The 23,057-nt window shown below is 63.7% G+C and carries 20 protein-coding genes; 12 read left to right on the top strand and 8 right to left on the bottom strand.

Annotated features, from left to right (window positions below):
* Positions 1 to 54: 54 nt before the first annotated feature.
* The gene (locus tag AC57B6_RS06325) at positions 55 to 540 is read left to right on the top strand and encodes an Rrf2 family transcriptional regulator (protein ID WP_042274091.1); all 486 of its coding nucleotides are present in this window, start codon (positions 55 to 57) and stop codon (positions 538 to 540) included.
* On the opposite strand, the gene AC57B6_RS06320 is transcribed toward AC57B6_RS06325, so the two are convergent.
* The gene (locus tag AC57B6_RS06320; protein ID WP_496420861.1) at positions 518 to 1,390 is read right to left on the bottom strand and encodes a LysR family transcriptional regulator; all 873 of its coding nucleotides are present in this window, start codon (positions 1,388 to 1,390) and stop codon (positions 518 to 520) included. The genes AC57B6_RS06325 and AC57B6_RS06320 overlap by 23 nt on opposite strands.
* A gap of 200 nt (positions 1,391 to 1,590) precedes the next feature.
* Between AC57B6_RS06320 and AC57B6_RS06315 the strand changes: the two genes are divergently transcribed.
* The 10 genes from AC57B6_RS06315 (at position 1,591) to AC57B6_RS06270 (ending at position 12,471) form a co-directional block, all read left to right on the top strand.
* Complete coding sequence (locus AC57B6_RS06315) at positions 1,591 to 2,556, top strand: sugar ABC transporter substrate-binding protein (RefSeq protein WP_028194878.1); 966 nt, start codon at positions 1,591 to 1,593, stop codon at positions 2,554 to 2,556.
* Positions 2,557 to 2,634: 78 nt separating this feature from the next.
* Positions 2,635 to 4,260 (top strand): sugar ABC transporter ATP-binding protein, encoded by a 1,626-nt coding sequence (locus AC57B6_RS06310; RefSeq protein WP_496420860.1) that lies wholly within the window; start codon positions 2,635 to 2,637, stop codon positions 4,258 to 4,260.
* A gap of 3 nt (positions 4,261 to 4,263) precedes the next feature.
* Positions 4,264 to 5,265: an ABC transporter permease gene (locus AC57B6_RS06305; RefSeq protein ID WP_028194876.1), complete on the top strand. Its 1,002-nt coding sequence runs from the start codon at positions 4,264 to 4,266 to the stop codon at positions 5,263 to 5,265.
* 45 nt (positions 5,266 to 5,310) lie between these two features.
* A complete protein-coding gene (rbsK, locus tag AC57B6_RS06300; protein WP_496420859.1) occupies positions 5,311 to 6,243 on the top strand; it encodes a ribokinase in 933 nt (310 codons plus the stop codon).
* A gap of 133 nt (positions 6,244 to 6,376) precedes the next feature.
* Entirely contained in the window at positions 6,377 to 7,480 is a 1,104-nt protein-coding gene (locus AC57B6_RS06295) for a nucleoside hydrolase (protein WP_496420858.1), read from the top strand.
* 156 nt (positions 7,481 to 7,636) lie between these two features.
* On the top strand, positions 7,637 to 8,110 hold the full coding sequence (locus AC57B6_RS06290; RefSeq protein WP_496420857.1) for a VOC family protein: 474 nt from the start codon (positions 7,637 to 7,639) through the stop codon (positions 8,108 to 8,110).
* Positions 8,111 to 8,393: 283 nt separating this feature from the next.
* Positions 8,394 to 9,638 (top strand): Crp/Fnr family transcriptional regulator, encoded by a 1,245-nt coding sequence (locus tag AC57B6_RS06285; protein WP_183799624.1) that lies wholly within the window; start codon positions 8,394 to 8,396, stop codon positions 9,636 to 9,638.
* Between the two features lie 80 nt (positions 9,639 to 9,718).
* Entirely contained in the window at positions 9,719 to 10,492 is a 774-nt protein-coding gene (locus AC57B6_RS06280) for a flagellar motor protein (RefSeq protein WP_028194871.1), read from the top strand.
* A 95-nt stretch (positions 10,493 to 10,587) separates the two neighbouring features.
* The gene (locus AC57B6_RS06275) at positions 10,588 to 11,295 is read left to right on the top strand and encodes an OmpA family protein (RefSeq protein ID WP_474632231.1); all 708 of its coding nucleotides are present in this window, start codon (positions 10,588 to 10,590) and stop codon (positions 11,293 to 11,295) included.
* A 282-nt stretch (positions 11,296 to 11,577) separates the two neighbouring features.
* Complete coding sequence (locus tag AC57B6_RS06270; RefSeq protein ID WP_496420856.1) at positions 11,578 to 12,471, top strand: sterol desaturase family protein; 894 nt, start codon at positions 11,578 to 11,580, stop codon at positions 12,469 to 12,471.
* On the opposite strand, the gene AC57B6_RS06265 is transcribed toward AC57B6_RS06270, so the two are convergent.
* From AC57B6_RS06265 to AC57B6_RS06240, 6 genes are all read right to left on the bottom strand, one after another.
* Positions 12,394 to 13,572 (bottom strand): MFS transporter, encoded by a 1,179-nt coding sequence (locus tag AC57B6_RS06265; protein ID WP_496420855.1) that lies wholly within the window; start codon positions 13,570 to 13,572, stop codon positions 12,394 to 12,396. The two genes, AC57B6_RS06270 and AC57B6_RS06265, sit on opposite strands and share 78 nt — an antisense overlap.
* Positions 13,569 to 14,363 (bottom strand): DeoR/GlpR family DNA-binding transcription regulator, encoded by a 795-nt coding sequence (locus AC57B6_RS06260; protein ID WP_106352458.1) that lies wholly within the window; start codon positions 14,361 to 14,363, stop codon positions 13,569 to 13,571. The genes AC57B6_RS06265 and AC57B6_RS06260 overlap by 4 nt, the downstream gene beginning before the upstream one ends.
* A gap of 171 nt (positions 14,364 to 14,534) precedes the next feature.
* Positions 14,535 to 14,978, bottom strand: a complete 444-nt coding sequence (locus AC57B6_RS06255; protein WP_496420854.1) for a copper chaperone PCu(A)C — start codon at positions 14,976 to 14,978, stop codon at positions 14,535 to 14,537.
* 49 nt (positions 14,979 to 15,027) lie between these two features.
* Positions 15,028 to 16,599: a PepSY-associated TM helix domain-containing protein gene (locus AC57B6_RS06250; RefSeq protein ID WP_496420853.1), complete on the bottom strand. Its 1,572-nt coding sequence runs from the start codon at positions 16,597 to 16,599 to the stop codon at positions 15,028 to 15,030.
* 143 nt (positions 16,600 to 16,742) lie between these two features.
* Entirely contained in the window at positions 16,743 to 19,121 is a 2,379-nt protein-coding gene (locus AC57B6_RS06245) for a TonB-dependent receptor (protein ID WP_496420852.1), read from the bottom strand.
* 83 nt (positions 19,122 to 19,204) lie between these two features.
* Entirely contained in the window at positions 19,205 to 19,606 is a 402-nt protein-coding gene (locus AC57B6_RS06240) for a DUF2946 domain-containing protein (protein WP_216751298.1), read from the bottom strand.
* A 228-nt stretch (positions 19,607 to 19,834) separates the two neighbouring features.
* Between AC57B6_RS06240 and AC57B6_RS06235 the strand changes: the two genes are divergently transcribed.
* The gene (locus AC57B6_RS06235) at positions 19,835 to 22,009 is read left to right on the top strand and encodes a tetratricopeptide repeat protein (protein ID WP_496420851.1); all 2,175 of its coding nucleotides are present in this window, start codon (positions 19,835 to 19,837) and stop codon (positions 22,007 to 22,009) included.
* Here the strand turns inward: AC57B6_RS06235 and AC57B6_RS06230 are convergent.
* Entirely contained in the window at positions 22,002 to 22,958 is a 957-nt protein-coding gene (locus AC57B6_RS06230) for a LysR family transcriptional regulator (RefSeq protein ID WP_028194862.1), read from the bottom strand. The two genes, AC57B6_RS06235 and AC57B6_RS06230, sit on opposite strands and share 8 nt — an antisense overlap.
* Between the last annotated feature and the right edge of the window lie 99 nt (positions 22,959 to 23,057).

The raw sequence follows: 23,057 nt of genomic DNA, 5'->3' as shown, positions 1-23,057 counted from the left end.
CGAATGTTGCGTGAGTGGGTTCGTCCGCCATGCTTCCTGAACCTGAGGCGATGAATGAGAACGGATAGCCGCCTGTCGCGAATGCTGCATGCCCTGATTCACATGGACCGGCATGATGGCCCGCTGACGTCTGAAACGATCGCGCAGATGCTGGGCACGAACCCCGTCGTCGTGCGGCGCATGCTGGCCGGGCTAAGAGATCAGGGGTACGTGCAGTCCGAGAAAGGGCACGGCGGCGGTTGGATCGTGTCGAAAAATCTTGATGAACTGACGTTGCTGGACGTCTACCGGGCCGTCGGGGAGCCACCGATTTTTTCCGAACTTTTCACGGAAGATCATCCGGAATGTCTCGTCGAGCAAGCCGTCAACGTCCGTCTGTCAGAGACGGTTCGAGAGGCGGAAGCTGCGTTGCTTGCGCGGTTCGGCGCAATTACAGTCGGGATGCTGGTACGCGATTTCGACGAACGGTTTGCACGCAGCCAGCAGCCGGATTCGACGCGCCGGCCCGCGCGCCGGTCTAACGAAAAATCTCGGCAATGAGGTTAGCCACGGTCCGGATGCGCTCGCTATCGCGCAGGGCGGGATGCAGCACCATCCACACGTCCTGGTCGAGCGCCTTGATGTGCTTCTCGACGCAGACCAGGTCGCTCGTGGTGTCGCCCGCGAGTTGAGCCAGCACGCCGAGCCCGGAGCCTCCCAGCACGCCGTCGAATACGCCCATGCCATAGCTGCTGCGCAGCGAGGGTGCCGGCGCGCCGGGCAGGCTCTTCAACCATTGCGTGGCAGGGTGATCGGGCTGCCGGTCGTCATAACCGACGAACGACAGCTTGTCCCATTCCTTGCGCACGATCGCCGCCTTGTGGCGCAGATAGTAGTCGCGCGAACCGTAGAGCCCAAAACGGATCCTGCCGATGCGCCGGACATACAGATCGCCCTCGTCGGGGCAATCAGACCACAGCGCGATGTCCGCTTCGCGGCGGGCAAGGCTATATGGCCGCCTTGAAGTCAGCACTTCGATGGCGAGGCCGGGCAGCCGATCCTGGAACGAACCGAGCAGCTTAAGCAAAATGTAAGAAGGCCATTCGACGGCATTGATCCGCACCGTGCCGTGAGCGGCTGCGCCCCCGGTCACGTCCGCGGCGCGCTCGATCTGGTGGGCGAGATCCTCCATCTGCTCGGCCCAGGCCAGCACCCGCGCGCCGAAGGCCGTGACCGTGCAGCCCGACGGGACCCGGTCGATGAGCGGCTCGCCCAGCCGCCGTTCAAGCTCGGTCAGGCGGCGCGACAGGGTCGGCGCACTCAGATCGCATGCCGCAGCGGCCGCTCGCATGGTTCCGCCGCGCGCGATCTCCACCAGAATCCGCAGGTCGTCCCAGTCTATGTGTTCCATTTTTGTAACGCTAAGTTTTAAAATTGGGCATAGCATAACGTGGATCGCGAGGATAGCATTGGACCTGGCCGTACTCGTCCCAGCATCTGGCAAGGAACCCAAGGGTTTCACCGGGGGTGGCGGCAAGTGTGGCGAACCTGCCCATCACGCGACTCAACGGCTATCAGTACGTAGACCGAACGAGCAAAAAGGAGACATTAATGATTCGTCATTTCCAACCGGCGCGGCGTCGCGCTATCGTAGCCAGCGCGGCTTTCCTCGCCGTATCGATTCTGCCGATGCCCGCAGCGTTCGCCCAGACTGCCCACAAGCCGAAAGTCGCTCTGGTGATGAAGTCGCTGGCGAACGAGTTTTTCCTGACCATGGAAACCGGCGCGAAGAACTATCAGAAGCAGAATCCCACGAAATTCGATCTCGTCACGAACGGCATCAAGGACGAGACGGATACGGCTAACCAGATTCGCATCGTCGAGCAGATGATCGTCTCGAAGGTCGACGCACTCGTGATCGCCCCGGCCGATTCCAAGGCGCTGGTGCCGGTGCTCAAGAAAGCGGTCGACGCCGGCATTATCGTGGTCAACATCGATAACCAGCTGGATCCGGCCGTGCTCAAGTCGAAGGACCTGAACATACCGTTCGTCGGCCCCGATAACGCGAAGGGCGCGCAGAAGGTGGGCGATTATCTGGCCAAGCACCTCAAGTCGGGTGACAACGTCGCCATTATCGAAGGCGTGTCGACCACCACCAACGCGCAGCAACGCACGGCCGGCTTCAAGCAGGCCATGGCAACGGGCGGCATGAAGGTCGTCTCGCTGCAATCGGGTGAGTGGGAAATCGACAAGGGCAACGCCGTCGCGAGCCAGATTCTGAATGCCAACCCGGACGTCAAGGCGCTGCTGTGCGGCAATGACAACATGGCAATCGGCGCGGTCTCGGCGGTGCGCGCGGCAGGCAAGGCCGGCAAGGTGCAGGTGGTGGGCTACGACGACATCGACGCGATCAAGCCGATGCTCGCCGACGGCCGCGTTCTCGCCACCGCGAATCAGTACGCCGCCAAGCAGGCCGTATTCGGTATCGATACGGCGCTCAAGGCGCTCGCCGAGCACAAGAAGCAGTCGGAATTGTCGGGCGTCGTCGAAACGCCTGTCGATCTGGTCACCAAGTAAGACTGGCACAACGCGTGGCCCGGCCCGTACGCATGGCGGGCCACGCTGCCTGATCTTTGTCACCGCTTTATCGATCTGATGTCTACTCCCATCCTATCCTTGACCGATGTCCCGCCCGTGCTGAGCGTGCAAGGCATCGGCAAGACCTACGCCGGGCCGGTGCTCGCCGATATCTCGCTGGAATTGCACGCAGGCGAGGTGCTGGCGCTGACCGGCGAGAACGGCGCGGGCAAGAGCACCTTGTCCAAGATCGTCGGCGGTCTCGTCACGCCGACCACCGGCTCGATGACGCTGGGCGGCGCGGCTTACGCACCGGCCAGCCGCAAGGACGCCGAGGCGCTCGGCGTGCGCATGGTCATGCAGGAGTTGAACCTGCTGCCGACTCTCTCGGTGGCGGAGAACCTGTTTCTGAACCGTTTGCCGCAGCGCGGCCTGTTCGGCCGGATCGACCGTACGAAGCTGCGCGAAGACGCCCGGCACGCAATGGCGCAAGTCGGGCTCGACGCGATCCACCCCGACACGCTGGTGGGCACGCTGGGCATCGGGCATCAGCAGATGGTCGAAATCGCGCGCAATCTGATCGGCGATTGCCGCGTGCTGATTCTCGACGAACCCACCGCGATGCTGACCGCCCGCGAGGTCGACCTGCTGTTCGAGCAGGTCGAGCGGCTCAAGGCGCGCGGCGTGGCGCTGGTATACATCTCGCACAGGCTGGAAGAGTTGCGGCGGATCGCGCGCCGCGCCGCGGTGCTTCGCGACGGGCGGCTCGTCCATGTCGACGAAATGGCCAATCTGTCGGCCGACCGCCTGGTCACGCTGATGGTGGGACGAGATATCGGCGAGCGGATCGATCTGGGCGAGCGGCGCATTGGCGGCGTGGCACTCAAGGTCACGGGCATGACCCGCGAACCGGCCGTGCGCGATGTGTCCTTCGAGGTGAAGGCGGGCGAAATTTTCGGCATCAGCGGTTTGATCGGCGCGGGCCGCACGGAACTGATGCGGCTCATCTATGGGGCCGATCGCGCGGATGCCGGCATGGTGTCGATCGCCCATGGCGGCGGTCCACTCGAACCCGTGAAAGTCTCGTCGCCCGCGGATGCCGTGAAGAACGGCATCGCACTGATCACCGAGGATCGCAAGGGCGAGGGCCTGCTGCTGACGCAGCCCATCGCAGCCAATATCTCGCTTGGGCACCTGCGCGCGGTGTCGAAGCATGGCGTGGTGGACGGCCGTCGCGAGGCGGCGTTGGCGCGCGAACAGATCGACGCGATGAGCATCCGCAGCACGGGGCCGGCGCAACCGGTGTCCGAACTCTCGGGCGGCAATCAGCAGAAGGTGGTGATCGGCCGCTGGCTCGCGCGTGATTGCCAGGTATTGCTGTTCGACGAGCCCACTCGCGGCATCGACGTCGGCGCCAAGTTCGATATCTATGCGTTGATGGGCGCGCTGGCGCGCGAAGGCCGCGCGCTGGTGGTGGTGTCGAGCGATCTGCGCGAGTTGATGTCGATTTGCGACCGGATCGGGGTGATGTCGGCAGGGCGCATGACCGGCCTGTTCGAGCGCGGCAGCTGGACCCAGGACTCGCTGCTGGCTGCGGCGTTCGCAGGCTACACGAATCGTGACGCGCTGCTGCACGATCCGATCGAACCCGACGCACGGGCGCCCGGCACCCCGGCGTCCGACGAAAAATCTGTGGAGTATTGAAGCATGACCGCACCAACCAGCCTGCCTACCGTGCAGAACGAACCGCCCAAAGACGCGAAGCCGATCGGCACGCGGCTGGGATTCTCGAACTACCTCGGCCTGCTCGGCGCCTTGCTCGGGATGATCGTCCTGTTCTCGCTGCTGAGCTCGCATTTCCTCAGCTACGACACCTTCAGCACGATTGCGAATCAGATTCCCGATCTGGTCGTGATGTCGGTCGGCATGACCTTCGTGCTGATCATCGCCGGGATCGACCTGTCGGTCGGCTCCGTGTTGGCGCTCGGCGCGGCGCTCACGAGCGTCGCAGCCCTGCAGTGGCACTGGCCGGCGTTGCCCGCCGCGTTGCTCGGCATGGCGGGCGCGGCCTTGACGGGCTGCGTGACCGGGGCGATCACCGTGGCCTGGCGGATCCCTTCGTTCATCGTGTCGCTCGGCGTGCTCGAGGCGGCCCGCGGTCTCGCGTATCAGATGACCAACTCCCGCACGGCCTACATCGGCGACGCGTTCGACTTCCTGTCCAATCCGATTGCGTTCGGCATTTCTCCCGCGTTCCTGATTGCGATCGTCGTGATGATCGTGGCGCAATGGGTGCTGACCCGCACGGTGTTCGGCCGCTATCTGGTGGGCATTGGCACGAACGAGGAAGCCGTTCGCCTCGCGGGCGTCAATCCGCGGCCCTACAAGATTGCCGTATTTGCGCTGATGGGACTGCTGTCGGGTCTCGCGGCGCTGTTCCAGATTTCGCGGCTCGAGGCCGCGGACCCGAACGCCGGCTCGGGCATCGAGCTGCAGGTGATCGCGGCCGTGGTGATCGGCGGAACGAGTTTGATGGGCGGCCGCGGCTCGGTGATCAGCACCTTCTTTGGCGTGTTGATCATCTCGGTACTGGCCGCGGGTCTCGCCCAGATCGGCGCGACCGAGCCGACCAAACGCATTATCACGGGGGCCGTCATTGTGGTGGCTGTCGTGCTGGATACCTATAGAAGCCGGCGTCGCGCCGCATAATTGATCATTGGCGACCACGCATGGCGGGTCGGCGGGAGAGTGAAAGTGTCGAAAGAAGTGAAGCAGGGCCGCGTGCTCGTGGTGGGCAGCATCAATACCGATCTGGTCGCCCGTGCCCCGCATTTGCCGCGGCCGGGCGAGACGATCGGCGGACATGAGTTCTCGCAGGTTGCCGGCGGCAAGGGCGGCAACCAGGCGGTGGCGGCGGCCCGCATCGGCGCGCGCGTGGCGATGATCGGGCGGGTGGGGAAGGATGCGAACGGCGCGCAGCGGGTCCAGGATCTGGAAGCGGAGGGCATCGACTGCGCGGGTATCGAAGTCGACTCCGCGCAGCCTACCGGCGTGGCGATGGTAACGGTCTCGGACGACGGGCAAAACACGATCGTGGTGGTTGCGGGCAGTAACGGCGAACTCACCCCTGAGAGCGTTGCGCGTCAGGAAGCGGCGATCAAGGCCAGCGACGTCGTGGTGTGCCAGCTGGAAACGCCGTGGGATTCCGTCCACGCAGCACTTGCGCTGGGCCGGCGGCTGGGCAAGATCACCGTGCTGAACCCGGCGCCGGCAACCGGCCCGCTGCCCGCGGAATGGCTGCCGCTGGTCGACTACCTCGTGCCGAACGAGGTCGAAGCGGGGATACTCGCCGGCCTGCCGGTCGAATCGCAAAGCGGCGCGCGCCGGGCGGCGCTGGAATTGCAACGCGGCGGCGCCCGCAATGTGATCGTCACGCTCGGCTCGCAAGGCGCCTACCTGCTGCCCGAGGGCGGCGAAGGCACGCATTTCCCGGCGCCGCAGGTGCGGGCGGTCGACACGACTGCGGCCGGCGATACTTTTATCGGTGTCTTTGCCGCGCAACTCGCCGCGCGGCAGCCGCTGGAAGGCGCGATCAGCCTCGCGCAACGCGCGGCTTCGATTTCCGTCACGCGAGCCGGCGCGCAGCCTTCGATTCCGACTCGCGCGGAAGTCGACGGCGCAGTGTGAGGCGCATGCCTGTTGTGACATGACGCAGTTCGACCTGCAACTCTGGGTAGCTTGACGTTGAATGACCGGCACCATCTCCGGATGGTGTTCCGCTGGTTTAATCGCGATCTCTACTGGAATCAATGGACGAAACATGAAATCACAATATATAGGCATCCTGATGATGTCGCTGGTCGTCACCGCATGCGGCGGCAACGTGACGGCGACCGATCCACTCGCCAACGCGCCGAAGGTCATCATCGACTCGGACTTCAACACGATGGGCGACGACGGCCAGTTGTTCGCCATGACCACGCAGTTGATGGGGCAGGGCAAGGTCAACCTGCTCGGGTTGACTGTCGTGACCGGCAACGACTGGTTGCTCCAGGAAGAAGCGGATGCGCTGAAGGCCGTGGAGCGCATGGGCGTGCAGAACGTGGTGGGCGTCTACGGCGGCGCGGATTATCCGTTGCAATACGACGTGGCGAGCATTCGGGCGCAGCAGGCCGCCAATCCGCAAGGCTATTTCGGCGCGTGGATGCGGCCTGAACCGACCCAGCAGTCACAGCTTGTTGCGCCGCCCGATGGTTTCGCGGTGTCGACGAAACTGCAGGCTCAAAGCGCCGCGGACTTCATGATCCAGACCATCAAGCGCTATCCGAACCAGGTCACCATTCTCGAGGTGGGGCCGCCCACCAATCTCGCCACGGCGATCATGAAGGCACCGGAGATCGTGCCGCTGATCAAACAGATCGTGTACATGGGCGGGGCGATGGCGGTGCCGGGCAATGCGAACGCCGTGGGTGAACTGAACTGGTGGTTCGATCCGCTTGCCGTGCGCACGGTGCTTCAAACGACGATTCCGCAGGCCGTCATTCCGCTCGATGTTACGGATACGGTGCCGCTTACGCAGAGCATCTTCGATCAGATCGTCAACAACCCGAACAAGCAGACAGCGGTGACACGAGCGTACGGCATTGTGAATGCCGGTTCGTTCGGCGAGAACACCCATCTGTTCGATACGCTGACGATCGCGTATTTCATGGATCCGACCTATGCCACGCAGACGAAAAGCGCTTATCTGGATATCGATACCACGAGCGGCGAGGATCAGGGGCATGTGACGGTCTACCCCGACCAGCCCGCGCCGGGGGCGTCGCCGAACAAGATCACCTATGTCACGCAGTTCGACAACAACCGGTTTTTCAGCCTTTACGTCGACTTGCTAACGCGTCCGGTGCCGATCACGCTGCCTTGATGGCGCGAGAGGCCGGATGGAGTTGTCCGACATCGTGCAGGCAAAAAAGTTAAACTTTTCCGCACCCGGTGTCGATTTTGATGGTCCTGCTTCGTCGTCTCAGTGGTGGCACGCGGTTTTCCTCCGCATTTTGTCCATCCTGACAGGAGATTTGCCATGACGATTCAAAAGATCACCCCTTTCCTTTGGTACTCCACTCAAGCTGAAGAGGCCGCGGCGTTCTATACGAAGATTTTTCCGGACTCGCGCGTCGTCCGGGTGACGGCGGTGCCGAGTGCCGGTGCGACAAAGGTCGTCGAGTTTGTTCTCTTTGGGCAGCCCTTCATCGCGATGAACGCCTCGGGACCCGACTCGTTCAACCACGCGATCTCGCTGATGGTGAGCTGTGACGATCAGGCGGAACTCGACCGGTACTGGAATGCCTTTATCGAAGATGGCGGCTCGCCTGAGGCCTGTGGCTGGCTGAAGGACCGCTTCGGTGTCTCCTGGCAGCTCACCCCAACCGAGCAGATCAGCATGATCGCCGACCCCGATCCGGTCAAGGCCACCCGCGTTGCCGAAGCCATGATGAAAATGGTGAAGCTGGACGTCGAGGCGCTGAAAGCCGCCTATCTGGGCACGGCGAAATAACGGAAAATTCTGCTGCGGTTTCACCTTGCGCGTCACTGGCGGCGCGAAGGGCGAAACGCGACGGTAGCCGGGGGCTGCAGCGCATGCCCAGCCTGATCGCGCACCGACCGCCGCTGCTTCACTAAACGTTTGCGCCGTTGCAGCTATTCGACTGACGATTTGTCAGGTTAAAGATTTGCGTTTTGCATGTCGTTATCCTGTCAAACAAGTCAGGGCCATCGGCCATACCCGCGCCTCACGAGAGCGCGGGATGGCCGAGGCAATAGCTCTCCGGGGGAACATCTTGAATCACCAACGATCGCCATGGCCGCGCACAGCGGCGCCAGGTGAGGTCATCTATGCTGAAGGCTTCGCGGGCGACGCCGTCATCTACGTGATCGCAGACGGCAAAGTCGAAATTTCCACGCAATGCGATGACAAGAAGGTCATCCTCGCCACGCTCGGCAAGGGCGAGTTCTTTGGCGAGGCGTCCTTGCTGCCCGCCGAACCGCGCGCGCATACCGCGAGAGCCATCAGCTTCTGTCAATTGACCGTGATCGCGGCGGGCGTCGTCGAAGAAGAGCTCGAACGCGTATCGCCGCTGTTGCGCCATATCGTGCGCACCATGATTCGACGCGTGAAGAAGAAGGACGATGTTCTCGCCACCAATACGCATGCCGATTTTCTTCCGGGCGTGCTCTCGTACGCGCACGTCCTCTCGTTGATGGCGGGGATCGACAACACGGACCGCGTGGATGGACGCGCGCGCCGCGCTCAAGGAGAGGAGTGTTCGGTGCCGCTGCCGGAAGTCATCAAGAAGTGCCATGCGATTGCCGGCCATTCGCGTCCGCATGTGATGGCAATGCTCAAGCGTATGGAAAAACTCAATCTGGTGACGCTCGAACCGGGCCGCTCCGATCGCCTGAGCACGCTGTCGGCGCGCTATTCCGCGCAGGACGGCGCGGCCGGGCGGCAGCTCGTCACCTTCGATCCGGTGCGGATCACGGAACGGGCCCAGCAGGTGGCGGACCACGATCTCGACGTGTCCATCAACAGCGAGCTGGAGCTGATCGAGCTGGCCGACCTCGAAGCCCTGATAGGCGTCGAGAAGAACCTGATTCTCAACAAGCTCGCGCATGCGGAAATTGCCGAAGACGTCTTCGCGTTTCGCAAGACGCGGGTCCTGAACTACGTCGAGGAAAAGGGCATTACGTATTTTTCCCGGCGCAATCCGCGGGGCACGAGCGAGCTGAAGACGTTGGCCGACCTGGAACTGGTCGACCAGCGCACCCTGTTCGAAGCCGTGAGTGCGTTCGACACCTATGACCTCGCGAAATTGCTCGCCGCGGTAACCGGCGAGCCGATCTGCGAGCGCCTCTTTTCGGTGATGACCGAGGCGCGCAAGAAGGAGGTGTCGTGGGTCATGCGCCGCGAAATCAAGATCGATCCGCTCGAGATTGCCGAGATCGAGGAGCGCTTCATCGAGACCGTGCGCGCGCTCAAGTTCTCGGTCGCTGCTGCGGCGCCGCTTGCCAACGTGGGTGCCTGATGCCTGTGCCTGCCGGCGGGACGGCCGGGGGCTTTGCAGTATTGCTGCCCGGATGACCGGGCAGCCGTTCGAGAGGATGTATGGATCTTTTGACGCTATTTGGCGCCTTGTTTGGCGTAACGGCCATCGTGGCCGGCTTTTCGCTCGAGGGTGGGCATTTCACTTCGCTGTTTCAGACGGAGGCGTTCGTTATCGTCCTCGGCGGCACGCTCGGCGCGGTGATGATCCAGAACACCTGGGCCAGGTTTTACGACGGCATCAAGCAACTGCGGTTCGCCTTTGTGAAGGCGCGCCAGGTCGACCGGGACAGCCTCGCGGTCCTGCTCGAGTGGGGCGATCAGGCGAAGCTGAACGGCATGCTTGTGTTCGAGTCGCTCGAGGTGAGCGAGGCCGGCGGCTTCAATCCGTTCGCCAAACGCGGTCTGGAGCTTCTGGCCAACGGCGTGTCGACTGCCGTACTCGAAGACGCGCTGCAACGGGAGCTGGATGCCTATGAGCGCAACCACATGGCGGCCGCGCGCATCTGGCAGCAGGCGGGCGGCTACGCGCCGACGTTCGGCATTCTGGGGGCGGTGCTCGGCCTGATTCAGGTCACCGGCCACATGCTCGAACCGGCGCAACTCGGCGAGGGGATTGCCGTCGCATTCGTGGCCACCCTGTACGGCCTCGCGTTGGCGAATCTGGTGTTCCTGCCGTTGTACGGCAAGATCCGGGCGCAGGTGGACAGCGAGTTGCGCTTCCGGCGCTTGTACCTCGACGGCCTGCTCGCAATTTCACGCAAGGAGTCGCCGCATACGATCGAAACCCGGCTGGCGGGCGACATCCGGGAACGGTCGGCCGAGTTGCTGGGTTGAGCGCATTCGACCGCGCTCGCGAAGCCGGCCGTGACCACTCGGCACCGGCGAGCCGCGCACCTGATTAAACGCATTCGGAAACAGACGTTCCTGGCATGAACACCTCTTCGGCTAACAAGCGCCTTGCGGCGGACAAAACCGGCTATCGGCACGCTGACGGGAATGGCGACGCAGACGATGAAGCGCAGTCCGGGCGCTGGCTGATTTCCTATGCGGACCTCATCACCACGCTGATGGTGTTGTTCCTGGCGCTGTATGCGTTGCAGTTGGCAAAGAACCGCGAGCTTGAAGTAAAGATGCTGGCGCAGCGTGCGGTGAAAACGGCAACGGCCGCTCAAGTGGTTCAGGCCCCGCCCGCGGTGCCCGACGCGGCAAGACGGCAACTGCTTGCCTTGCTCGCGCCGCTTCAGGATAACCGGCAGATTACGATTTCGAACGCGTCGCAGGGCGTGGAGATCGCGATCAACGCGAAGGTGCTCTTCAACTCCGGCGATGCGCATCTGTTGCCGGAGTCCTTCGGCGTCTTGAACCAGATTGCGGGGGTCCTGCGCGAGCGTGCGAAGAACAACATCCTCGTCGAAGGGCACACGGACAGCGTGCCGATCTCGAGCGCGAAGTACGAGTCGAACTGGGAGCTGTCGTCGGCGCGGGCCGGCGCCGTTGTGCGATTTTTTGCGGGCCGGGGCATCGAGCCGCACAGAATGGCGGCGATCGGCAGGGCGGACAATTTTCCGCTGATCATCGGCGACGATGCGGCGGCGCGCGCCGCGAATCGCCGCGTGACCATTCTCGTGGCGTATTGAGTCGACGGGAGGGTGAGCGCATACGTGCTGAAAGCCCGCTTCGAACCCCGCATGGCAAGCTGGTAACCGGCGCAGCGTGCGGTACTTGCGCGCCGCGAAACAGGCTGCGAAGATCGCGTTAAATCGCGCTATCCTCTGATGTATTGCATTGTCCGACCCCTTTCGCCGCGGCGATGATTGTCTTCGGCGATTCAGGCGGCCCGACTGTTGCCGATCATGGCCAGACCGGGCTTGAGCGATCGAGCGACTGAGCGCACCGCACCGTATTGACCGGGGAATTACATGTTCGCGTCGAACCCGTTTGCCGGACTGCTGCACCATGCGAGCCAGTGGCTGCTCGGTTTCGCTCTCGTTCTGTTGACGATGGCCGCGGGTGCGGCGCTGGAGCGACGCTGGCCGGCCGAATTGCTGCAATCGCGGGCCGGCAAGCGCTTCAACATCGTCTACGCGGCGCTGTATTCGGCGCTCGCGGAAGCCGTGCGGCCGCTGTTGGCGATGATCAGCGTCGCGATCGTCAATGCACTCGGCGGCGGCTGGGTCGTGCTGGCCTCGCGCGGATGGAGCGCGTTGGCTTCCATCGTGATCGTGCTACTGACGATCGATCTGCTCGAATACGGGTTTCACCGCTTGCAGCATGCATGGCCCGCGTTGTGGAAATTGCATTCGCTGCACCACAGCGCCACCGAATTCAATATCACGGTGACGTTCCGGCATCACTGGTTCGAAGTGCTCATCAAGGGCTGCCTGCTTTATCCGTTGGTGGGCGTGCTGTTCAAGGTCGAGCCGTGGATTGTCGGTGTGACCTCGATCATTTTCATGTTCGGCAATTACTTCGCGCATATGAACCTGCGCATCGACCTGGGCCGCTTTACGGCGTGGGTCAACAATCCGCAATACCACCGCCTGCATCACTCGAACCGTGCTGAACACTTCGACCACAACTTCACGCAGTTGCTGCCGCTGTGGGATCACCTGTTCGGCACGTTGTGGCTGCCCGCGAAGCACGAATGGCCGGCCACCGGGCTCGACGACGGCGCGCAACCGCGCTCGCTGCTCGGCGCGCTGAGCTGGCCGCTGCGCGCGCACGCCGCGCCCGTTCTAGACCAGCCTCGCGCTGCGCACCGCTTTACCGCCCAGCAGGCAGACGACCATGGTGGCCAGGACGAGCACGCATAACGCGAGGCGCAAGCCGAACAGACCCGCGCCGAGGCCGATCAGCGGTGGGCCGACGAGGAAGCCGGCATAGCCCGCTGTCGCCGCCATCGACACACCGATAGCCGGCGTAGCCGTTGAACGGCCCGCCGCGCTGAAAATGACCGGGACGATATTCGCCAGACCGACGCCGACCATGGCGAAGCCCACGCAGGCGGTGACCACGCTCGGCAGGCTCAACACCAGCGTGAACCCGGCCACCGCCAGAAGCCCGCCGAAGCCGATCACCTTGCTCGAACCGAAACGGCGCACGGAGACGTCACCGACGAAACGGCAGGCGGCCATCGAGAAGGCAAACGCGGAATAGCCGACCGCGGCGACGCTGGCCTCGCCTCTCAAAGCCGAGCGCAGATACACCGCGCTCCAGTCAGCCACCGCGCCTTCCACCAGCATGCAAAGAAACGCCAGCAGCGCGAGCTTCATCACGGCGCCCGTGGGCCACGCGAATCCACTCGAAGACGCGGCCACGCGCGGGCCGAGATCGCGCAATGCGAGCAGCGCGGCGGCCAGAATCAGGGCGGCGATGAACACGTCCGGCAGCACGAGACCGCCGATCACACCGATGCCGCCCTTCTGCAGCATGGCGCCGGTTGCCGCGCCGAGCAGGCCGCCTGCGCTCCACGACGCATGAAACGACGACATGATCGGCGACTTCCATCGCGTTTCGATCGTGCTGGCGTGACCGTTCATCGAGACGTCGAGCGCGCCGTTCGCCGCGCCGAGCGCAAGCAGCGCGATACACAGTGCCGCCATGTTCGGCGCGAAAGCGGGCAGCGGCAGCGCAACGACAAACGCCGCGCCGAGCAGCGCGGTAGCCCGGCCGCTGCCGAAGCGCGGCGCCAGTTGTCCGGCGAGCGGCATCGCCACGATGGCCCCCAATGCGAAGGCGAACAACGCGATGCCGAGCGACGTGTCGCTGAGCGCCAGGCTTTCCTTGATGCGCGGTACTTCGACCGCCCAGGCGCCGATCCCGAATCCGTTGGCGAGAAACACGCCGAGGGTGGCCACACGCTCCTTGAGCGGCCGGGTGTCCGGCTGAACGAACGGCTTATTGAGTGTGTTCATGAGCGCGCCACCATGACGTTGTCGCAAACCGTTTCGAGCAGGGCGCGCCGCTCGGCCGTCACATCCGCTTCGACGAACAGGTAGTCCACGGCGCGCGCCGGCGCCACGAAAAACGGCGCGGCGGTGATCAGCTTTTCCGATGTCAGGGCAATCGCGACCTGGCTGCTGGCTTTGACCATCGCCCGTTTGAGCTCGGCCTCTTCAGCGTCGCACGCGGCGACCCCTTCGTCCGGATCGAACGCACATGTGCCGAGGAAGCATAGGTCGGGCTTGATCTGCTGGATCTGCAGCAAGGCTGTGGCGCCGGTCGAGCCGGCTGCGTGCGCGGCGATGCGCCCGCCGATCAGAATGATGTCGAAGCCGGGCCGGTTTAGAAGCCGCGCGCACGCCTCAGGCGAATTCGTTACGACGGTGAGATCCGCGTTGTCAGGCAACGCCGCCGCAATCGCTACGTTGGTTGAACCGGTGTCCAGCAGAACGATCTGCCCGGGCCGCACGATCGACGCAGCGGTGACGGCCAGACAGGCCTTGCGGTCCACCGCTTCGTGCATGCGGACTGCAGCGCTTCTGGCGGCGGGCGTGATCAGCAGGGCGCCGCCGTAGACGCGTTTGCAATGACCCTGATCGGCGAGTTCGCGCAGGTGACGGCGTACCGTATGTTCGGATGTCTGGAGTTCAGCCGCGAGTTCCGAAGCGAGGACGCGGCCCCGTGCTCGTAGCCGTTCCAGAATCAACTGTTGCCGTTCCTCGGGCAGAAGCCCGTCCACCGCGTCTTGCCGGGTTCGTTGCATGACGTTACCTTGCTCGGTTACGAAACGATCATAATCGAGCAAAATATAGCTTAATCGAGCATCGCGTGCAACGCCGGAAAACGGGGGCGGGTCGGGGCCGCCGGGTGCAGCATGCAGCGTGAATCCACGCGTTGCCGGCGGACCGTCGATCCACCGACATTCCGGTCTCTGTTACTGGCTCATCGTCCCCGCGCTTTTCACGGCGCAGTTGGCGGTGATTTTCTCGCCGTCGCTGAACGAGAACGTCAACGGGATCGTCGTGCCGACCTTGAGCGGCTGTTTCGGGTGCTCCAGCATCACGTGATAGTTACCCGGCGCAAAAACGAGGGAGCCGTGCGCGGGCACGGCCACCTGATCGACCATCGCCATCGACGAGGTGCTGCCCTGGCTTTGCGTTTGATGCAGCATGGCCATGCCGAACGCGTCGGCGCTGACGCCGACGAGATTGACCGGCTGCTCGCCCGAGTTGCTGGCCTTGAAATAGCCGCCCGACGGCAGATCGCCCGGCAATGCGCGGATCCAGCAGTCCGAGATGCTCGCCGCGGTGCCCGCGAAGGCCTGCAGGGATGCTCCGCTCAACAACGCGGCGAGTAGCAGTTGGCGTGATGCTTTCATGATGTACTCCTTGCTTTTGACAGCGGTAATGAAGCGCTAAGTGGATTGCCTACGCGGCTTGCCGCGCGGCGGGGCCGAAAATCGTGCGGTCCGCAAGCCATACCGCGAGCAGCGTGAGACCCATTAATGGAAAGACGATGCCGAGCAGAACGAGGCCGGTTTTCCAGCCACGCATCGGCGGTGCGGCGCGCTCGCGCGAGGGTGCGCCGAGCGAGCGCTGGGGGCGCCGTTTCCACCACATCACGCAACCGGTCACGGCCATCCCCGCCAGCCCGAGCGAAATCGCCGCGCAGAGAATCTGATTGGCGACGCCGAAATAGCGGCCCATATGCAGCGACGTGCCGTACGACACGGCCTTCGACACCACGCCGTAATCGCCGTAACGAATGTCTTTCAGCACGGCACCGCTGTACTGGTCGATGTAAAGCGTGCGCTCGTCTTTCGGGTCGGCGGGAAAGTGCGAAACCGTATAGACACCCGTCGCGGAGGTGGGCAGCACGATGTCGTAGCCGCTCGGGACACCGAGCGATGCAACGAGCGCGACGATGCGCCCGAGGGGCAGCTCCTGCACCGTGTGCGGATCGGCCGATTGCGGTACCGGAGTGTTGCCGACAGCCCATGGCGTGAGCGGCAAGGGCAGGTCGTCCATCACCATGCCCGGCATCGAATCCATGTTCGCTTCGTGTGCGCTGTGCTCGTCGTGTCCGCCGTGTTCAGTGTGTTCGGCGTGCTCATCGTGTTCGGGGACCGCGGCCCGGGCAGCGTGAGCCGCATCGATGGATTGTGTTCCGGCACGGCTATCCGCCGTGGCCGCCTGTCCGGCGGCGCCGGCGCCCGCGCCCGGCAGCGCGGAACGCAAGGGCAGGCCGCCCCATGCGCCTGGCGGCGCGCCGAGATTGGCGGCGCTTGCGAGTGCCTTGAACTGCTTACCCCATGAACCCGTCCACGGCAGACCGCTCAGCACGAAGACGAGCGCGCCGAGCGCGAGCCAGATACCCATCACGGCGTGCAGGTTCTTCCAGAGCGGGCGGCCTTTTAGCGAGAAACGCGGCACCAGCGCCGCGCGCGCGGTAGTTTTCTCGCGCGGCCACCAGAGTGCGACGCCGGTACCGATCATCACCAGCGTCCAGCACGCGGCCAGCTCCATCAGCAATTCGCCGGGCTTGCCGAGCAGCAGCTTGCGGTGAAGCATGCGGTCCACCTGCATGAAGCGGTGCTCGACGCTCAGCGTGCCCAATACTTCGCCGTTGTACGGGTTCAGATAAACACTCTGCTTTTCGCCGTCGGCGAGACGGAAGATGAACTCGGTGCTGCGGTTCGGTGCGTTGGAGATAGGAGCCATCACCGCGCGCGCATTGGCCGGCATCGCCGCGCGCGCTTTGGCGAGCAGGACTTCTTCAGTCAGTCTGGGCGTGGCCTGCAGTTCGACGATCAGCCGGTGCGGGTAAAGCAGCGGCTCGATTTGCGGCTGGAAGCAATACAGCGTGCCGGTGATCGCAAGCACCACCAGAAACGGCATCACAAAGAGGCCGGCGTAAAAGTGCCAGCGCCACAGTGTCCGGTAACCGGCGTTCGCAGCGCCGGTCGACGAAGTCGTGTGTTGAGCAAGGGTGGTGGACATTCAATCCTCCTGAAAACAGACAATGGGTCGATCGGTTTGCGCAGCGACGCATGGGCCGGTGTGCGACTCGCGAGTAGCTCGACCCGGACGACAGGACGACAGGTCTACAGCGCGAGTGCAAATGGCCCGGACACGCTGCGTGGTCACATGCGCAGCTTCGCTTCGACGTAAAACGTGCGGCCCGGATACGGGTGATAGACGAAATAGCGCTCGTCGAACAGGTTGTCCACGCCGATACCGATCTCACTCAGCTTCGTCGGCTTGAACGTCAGTTTCGCGTCGACCACCGTGTACGAACTGGTGCCGCCGAATACATCGGGATTCGTGTCGGTATTGGTGAGCGTGTTGTACTGACGGCCCGAGTAGCGCGCAGCGAGCGTGAGTGCTGCGCGTTCGTCGATGTGATACGTTGCGGCGAGATTGACGCGCCACAGCGGAATCCGATAGAAGTACTTGCCGACGCTGGCCGGGTTCTGCGCATTCGCGAGGATCTTCGACTGCGTGTATGCCACGCTTCCCAGCAGATCCAGACCGCGTACGAACACATCCTGTCCCACGTAGCTCGTTTCCACGCCACGCGAGCGCACCTTGCCGATGTTCTGGAAGTTCGTCACGTTCGGAATCACGGTCGTATCGGTCTGGCTGAAGATCGTGTTCTTCACGTCGTCCTGAAACAGCGAGAAGCGGAACACGCCGTTCCAGTGCGCCCATTCAGCGGTCAGCTCTTTCGAGAGATCGTCTTCGGGTTTCAGGTTCGGATTGTTGTTGACGATCGATGAACCGTTGATTTGCCCCTGGAACATCTCACCCACAGTCGGAAACCGATACGCACGGCCGATCGAAGCGCGCAAGGTGAGATCGTCGGTAACGTCGAACGATAACGAGGCTTTCGGCGAGAAGTGATGCTGGCTCGCGTCGGCGTACGGAATGCTTGCGCCGGGCAGCGCCTGCGAGCCGCCGTACGCTTGCCAGTCTTCGTACCGTACGCCGTAGACCAGCTTCCAGCGCGGCAGGAAACGCCATGCATCCTGCGCGTACAGCGCCTGGGTTTGCGTCTTGCCGGCGAACGCATTGGCAAACGAGGTGGCCGAACCATCGCGCCAGTTCAGCGTGTTGTAACTCTCGTTGTCGAGGAAGTAGTTGTCGTAGTGGTAGCCGAAGCTCAACGCGTGGTTCATCAACCCCGCTTGCGGCGTGACGGGGGTATAGGTGGTGCGCAGATCGAGCGTTTTCCAGCCGGTGCCGTCGCCGAAGATCACGGTGCCTGGCCCGTTGCCCGGCGCACCGGAATTCGCGGTGCGCGCCACGCTATTGCCTACGTCGTAGTACGAAGCAACTGCTTCGCCGTTCCAGCCGGTGGCGTTGCGTGTTTTCAGCGTGAGCCCGTATAGCCAGTTCTCGCTGTGGCCGAGACTCGGTGCGAGGGCGGCCGCCGGAATCGTGTACTCGTAGCCGCCGATCGCGACCTTGCCGCTGTATACGGGGTTGCCGTTCGCGTCGCGCAGGAAAGTCGAGGTCGCGCTGTTATAGGTCTGGTGCCAGTAGCCGAGCGTGAAGGCGCCCTGCAGCGTCGGCGTGAAGTCGTATTGCATCTTCAGCTTGAACTGGTCCTGCACCGTATGCTCGATCCCTTCGCCGTTCACGCCGAGCACCGCGGTCGGCGTATTGGTCTGGTTGTTGTAGAAGTACGCCCCGGTCACCGGCGTGTCACCGGCCTTCGCGGGCGTGCTTGACCTGGCGAGCGTGGCGAATTGCAGCGGCTGGCTGGTGTTCTCCAGGTGATTCACGCCCAGAAAATACGAGAACTTGCCGATCCGGTCGCCGATCGAAGCGCTCGCTTCGCTGCCGTTGAAATTCTGATTCACGCCGAACAGGCTGAAATGCTGGGTGAAGGCCTTGACGTCGGCGTTGGCTTCGAACTGCTTTGGCATGCGGGTGCTGATGAGCACCGTGGCGCCCAGTGAATTGCCCGGATAGAGCGCGGAAAACGGCCCGTAGAGCACGTCGACCTGCTGGACCTCGTCGGGGAATACCATCGACCAGCGTGGCGGAAACGAATAACTGTTGCCGAGCAGATTGCTGAGCAGCAGGCCGTCCGCGTAGACCAGACCGCGCGCGCTCTGCGAGTTGCTGGTGCCGCGTACGGCGATGATCGAATTCAGATCGCCGATAAAGCGTTTGCGCACCGCCAGGTTCGGCATGTACTTCAACACATCTTCGGTGTTGACGACATTCCAGTTGTCGAACTGCTCGCGCGTCACGGTCTCGACCGAGGCCGGCAAGTTAGGATCGACGGCGCGTGGTGCGGCAACGGCATTGGCAGTAACACTGACCGCGGGCATGGTGGCGTCGGCGGGGGCGTTCTGCGCGTGAGCCGGGGAGGCGATCAGGACCGGCACGAAGGCCGGCGCCAACACGGGAAAATACGCCGGAAAGTACGACAGCGGCCGCCGGCCGGACGGAATGCGCCGTGCGCCACGGCGGGCGCGGAAGGGCAGCCTTCGCAGAGCGAAGTTGAACATGAATGTTTCCTTGATGCATTGAACAGGCGATCGCGCGCGCCCTCAACGGGTGCGACAAGATGCGCGACCGGCAACAACGGCGATCAGGAAACGGCGGGTGGATCTCGTGGGCGCCCGGACGGGAACGCGCCAAGCGGTGTGAAGCGGGTGGAGAGGGCGGACGGCGCGGTGCCCGCCAGCGCGAGCGCGGCCGGCGGTTCGACGACCGCGATGCCCGGCAGGGCGACGTGGTGTTCGAGCAGGTGGCAGTAGCCGCATGCGCCGAAGGCGTCTTCGTGGCTGAGATGGACCGGTGCCGGGCTGGTTTGGGCGGACGGGCTCGCGAGGCTCTGGGTGCGCGGCTGGAGCGCCGAACACAGCACGGTGAAAGGATCGTGCGCGCGGTTCGACACCAGCATCTGACTCACGATCGGCGCGAACACGACGAGCCACATGGCGATCAGGCCAAGCCATGCGGTCATGCGGTTGCGGGAACGTAGAGTCATGATGGTCAACGTAAGGACGCGGGCGATTCTAGCATTCCCGCGCAGTCTTTTCTCGTCTGATTCCGCTTATAGCGCGGGATTAGACGCCCGAAACCCGCTCATTTCCGGGCGTTGCCGCGCGGCCGTTTGCCGTAAGCTGCGTGGTACAGGTTGCGCTTTCCGGGCGGACACTTCGGGCCGGCCCGAATACCGCCGACCCGAATACCGCCAGCCCCACTACGACGACTCATGGCATCCACGCAGACTTTCACGCCGACGCGGGCATCCGCGATAAGCGACCTCAATCAGCAGGCGGCGTCGCTCTGCTCGGCCGGACAATTCGCCGAGGCCCTGGCGCTGGTGAAGCCAATCCTCGACCCGCATGCCGCCGTACCGGAAGACGCGCGGGCCGACGCGTTGAATATTGCCGGAGCCTGCGCATATGGGATGGGCAATCTGCCGGACGCGGAAAACCATTGGCGCCAATGCCTGCGCGCCAGACCCGACTACGCCGAGGTGTACGGCAGTCTCGGCATGCTGCTCAAGTCGCTCGGGCGGCTCTCGGCGGCCAAGGCGGTCTATCGGCAACTGGTCGCATTGCGGCCCGGTCAGGCCGACGCGCACAATAATCTCGGCACCGTGCTCTACGGTCTGGGCTACAAGGACGAGGCGGAGGCCGCGTATCGACAGGCGGTCACGCTCCACCCCGGCTATGCCCAGGCCCATTACAACCACGCGATCGTGTTGCACGAATTGCACCGCCTGCATGAAGCCGAAGCCGCCTATCGCCACGCGCTAATCGGGCTGCCCGCGCATGCGGAGGCGTACAACAACCTGGGCAACGTGCTGATGGGTCTCGGACGTGTCGACGACGCCGATACCGCGTACCGGCAGGCGCTGACCCTCAAACCCCAGTATCCCGAGGCGCTCAACAATCTCGGCGGCGCACTGAAGGCCGCGTTGCGCCTGCCCGAAGCCGAACTCGCTTGCCGGCTCGCGCTGGCGATTCGCCCGGATTATCCCGAGGCGCACCTCAACCTCGGTGCGGTGCTGGCGGATCTCAAGCGTCTGCCCGAGGCTGAGGCGGCCTACCGGCAGGCCATCGCGCATCGCCCGGACTATGCGGAGGCTCACTATAACCTCGGCCTCGCGCTGTCCAATCTGGAGCGTCTGGCCGAAGCCGAAACGGCCTACCGGGAGGCGATTCGCTGCGGGCCCGAGATCGTCCATGCGTACAACAACCTGGGCTGCGTGCTGCGTTTGCTCGACCGCTTGCCCGAAGCCATCGAGGCATTCTCGCAAGCACTCGCGCTGCGCCCCGATCTGGCTGAAGCGCACTACAACGTCGGGACCGCGCTGGCGCAACTCAAACAGCTACCCGAGGCCGAAGCCGCTTACCGTCGCGCGCTGGCTTTACGCCCCGATTACGGCGACGCCAGATTCGGTCTGGCCGTGCTGTTGCTCGGCATGGGCCGCTTCGAAGAGGGCTGGCGCCTGTACGAGTGCCGCTACGACCAGCCGGGTTTCGTGCATCACAAGACGCGTTCCATGTTGAGCTGTCCGCAGTGGCAAGGCGACACGCTGGCCGGCAAATCCTTGCTGGTCTGGCAGGAAGACGGGCTCGGCGACATGCTGCAGTTCGGCCGCTATTTCGCGTTGCTGAAGGCGCAAGGTGCCGCGCATATCGCCTTTGCGTGCGCACCGGTGTTGCACCGGCTGATGGTTGCGGTGGACGGCATCGACGCCGTGCTCGATCACGACACGGCACTGGCCCGCGTGGCGGCCTCCACCTACGACTGCTGGACGAGCCTGTTGAGCGCGCCGCTGCATTTGCGCACAACGGTCGATACGATTCCGCGCGCGCTTCGTCTCGCGGCCGAGCCGTCGCACGTCGAAAAGTGGCGCCCGATACTCGAGACCATGCCGCCCGGCCGCAAAATCGGCCTGGTCTGGAAGGGCAACCCGAAACACCATAACGACGCGAACCGTTCGATCCCCACGCTGGCCACGCTCGCACCGCTCTGGAGCGTGCCCGGCATCGGCTTTGTGAGCCTGCAGAAAGGCCAGGGGGAGGATGAGGCGCGCAATCCGCCAGCCGCTCAGCCGCTGCTGGAGCTTGGCTCGATGGTGAACGATTTCGCGGACACCGCCGCGATCATCGAGCAACTCGATCTGGTGATTTGCGTGGATACGTCCACCGCGCATCTGGCCGCGTCGCTGGGCAAACCGTGCTGGGTGATGCTGCCGGAGAAAGACATCGACTGGCGCTGGATGCACGGGCGCAGCGATTCGCCGTGGTATCCGCACACGCTGCGGCTGTTTCGCCGGGCAGCGGGCGAAGCGTGGCCCGTGACGGTCGAACGCGTGCGGCAGGCGTGTGTGGAGCGCTTCTGCGTTGCGAACACGTCCGGACTCCTTAGCTGACTCGTTGCGCACGTTTGCGGCCGGATTGCGACGCGGTGTGGAACTGGCTCTCGGTTTGCTCGATCGCGTGGCCGAGGAACTGCAGGAACATGCTCATCGCGACGGTCGTGGTCAGGTCCGAGCGTTGATAGAGGCAACTGAACGACTTCGCGCCGGCATCGGCGAGCGCGGTCCACGCGAGCCTGCGCTGCGCGACATCTTCCGCCACGTTCTCGCCAATCAGGAAGCCGATGCCGATACCGTCGGCGATCAGCCGGCGCACCATTGAAACCGAACTCGTCTCCACCAGCGGGCGTGCCTTGCGTTGCTCGCGGTGATCGATCTGATCCACCATGGCCCGCAACTCCGTATCCGGAGTCATCAGAATGAGCGGGTAGTCGAGACAGTCGCGCAACCGGGGCCGCTTGCCCAGCTTCGTGAGTGGATGTCCCGGCGGCGTGACGAGCCCGAGGTGCTGGGAAAACGCGCGCACTTCCACGACGCCAGGCGGCGGCTTGCGGCGCAAGCCATAGCCGATGTCGGCTTCGCCGGTCTCCACCCACTTGAGGATGCTTTCGCCATTGCCGGAGCGCACGCTATACGTGACGCCCGGATAGCTTTTCATGGCCGCCTGGATAGCTTCGGGCACCAGGCGCTCGGCCGTCGACGGCGACACCGCGAGGTTGATATGTCCGCGGCGCAGCGAGCGCAAATCCTCCACCTGCGTCATCGCGTTATCGAAATCGCGCTGGCCGCGCCGCACCGCAGCAATGATGATCTCGCCCGCCGTGGTGAGTTGCATGCCGCGCGGCAAACGGTCGAACAGCGGCGAGCCAACCTGCTCCTCCAGGTTGAGGATTTGCTGGTGAACCGCAGCAGCAGTCAGGTGCAGCGAGTCGGCCGCTTTGCGGATCGAACCACGTCTGACCACTTCGTCGAAACAACGGAACGTCTGTGATATTGGACGCATAAATCAACCGTATAGTTTTTCCATACGGCCCGTAAAGAATAATCAGGTTTTATTGACGGAACGGATAGCCTAGATTTCGCTTCATCATCTTAACGGAGC

The organism is Paraburkholderia sp. BGA-UO-ETr-F12 (assembly GCF_059567945.1).
The sequence above is the reverse complement of the archived record's forward strand: the minus strand, read 5'-3'. Positions and strand labels throughout refer to the sequence as shown.

Bases quoted from the DNA above. Each gene is read 5' to 3' on its own strand.
- AC57B6_RS06270 (WP_496420856.1), top strand. From the start codon at position 11,578: ATGTTCGCGTCGAACCCGTTTGCCGGACTGCTGCACCATGCGAGCCAG.
- AC57B6_RS06280 (WP_028194871.1), top strand. From the start codon at position 9,719: ATGGATCTTTTGACGCTATTTGGCGCCTTGTTTGGCGTAACGGCCATC.
- AC57B6_RS06315 (WP_028194878.1), top strand. From the start codon at position 1,591: ATGATTCGTCATTTCCAACCGGCGCGGCGTCGCGCTATCGTAGCCAGC.
- AC57B6_RS06290 (WP_496420857.1), top strand. From the start codon at position 7,637: ATGACGATTCAAAAGATCACCCCTTTCCTTTGGTACTCCACTCAAGCT.
- AC57B6_RS06255 (WP_496420854.1), bottom strand. From the start codon at position 14,978: ATGAAAGCATCACGCCAACTGCTACTCGCCGCGTTGTTGAGCGGAGCA.
- AC57B6_RS06320 (WP_496420861.1), bottom strand. From the start codon at position 1,390: ATGGAACACATAGACTGGGACGACCTGCGGATTCTGGTGGAGATCGCG.
- AC57B6_RS06325 (WP_042274091.1), top strand. From the start codon at position 55: ATGAGAACGGATAGCCGCCTGTCGCGAATGCTGCATGCCCTGATTCAC.
- AC57B6_RS06310 (WP_496420860.1), top strand. From the start codon at position 2,635: ATGTCTACTCCCATCCTATCCTTGACCGATGTCCCGCCCGTGCTGAGC.
- AC57B6_RS06240 (WP_216751298.1), bottom strand. From the start codon at position 19,606: ATGACTCTACGTTCCCGCAACCGCATGACCGCATGGCTTGGCCTGATC.
- AC57B6_RS06295 (WP_496420858.1), top strand. From the start codon at position 6,377: ATGAAATCACAATATATAGGCATCCTGATGATGTCGCTGGTCGTCACC.
- AC57B6_RS06265 (WP_496420855.1), bottom strand. From the start codon at position 13,572: ATGAACACACTCAATAAGCCGTTCGTTCAGCCGGACACCCGGCCGCTC.
- AC57B6_RS06275 (WP_474632231.1), top strand. From the start codon at position 10,588: ATGAACACCTCTTCGGCTAACAAGCGCCTTGCGGCGGACAAAACCGGC.
- AC57B6_RS06230 (WP_028194862.1), bottom strand. From the start codon at position 22,958: ATGCGTCCAATATCACAGACGTTCCGTTGTTTCGACGAAGTGGTCAGA.
- AC57B6_RS06260 (WP_106352458.1), bottom strand. From the start codon at position 14,363: ATGCAACGAACCCGGCAAGACGCGGTGGACGGGCTTCTGCCCGAGGAA.
- AC57B6_RS06305 (WP_028194876.1), top strand. From the start codon at position 4,264: ATGACCGCACCAACCAGCCTGCCTACCGTGCAGAACGAACCGCCCAAA.
- AC57B6_RS06235 (WP_496420851.1), top strand. From the start codon at position 19,835: ATGGCATCCACGCAGACTTTCACGCCGACGCGGGCATCCGCGATAAGC.
- AC57B6_RS06245 (WP_496420852.1), bottom strand. From the start codon at position 19,121: ATGTTCAACTTCGCTCTGCGAAGGCTGCCCTTCCGCGCCCGCCGTGGC.
- AC57B6_RS06250 (WP_496420853.1), bottom strand. From the start codon at position 16,599: ATGTCCACCACCCTTGCTCAACACACGACTTCGTCGACCGGCGCTGCG.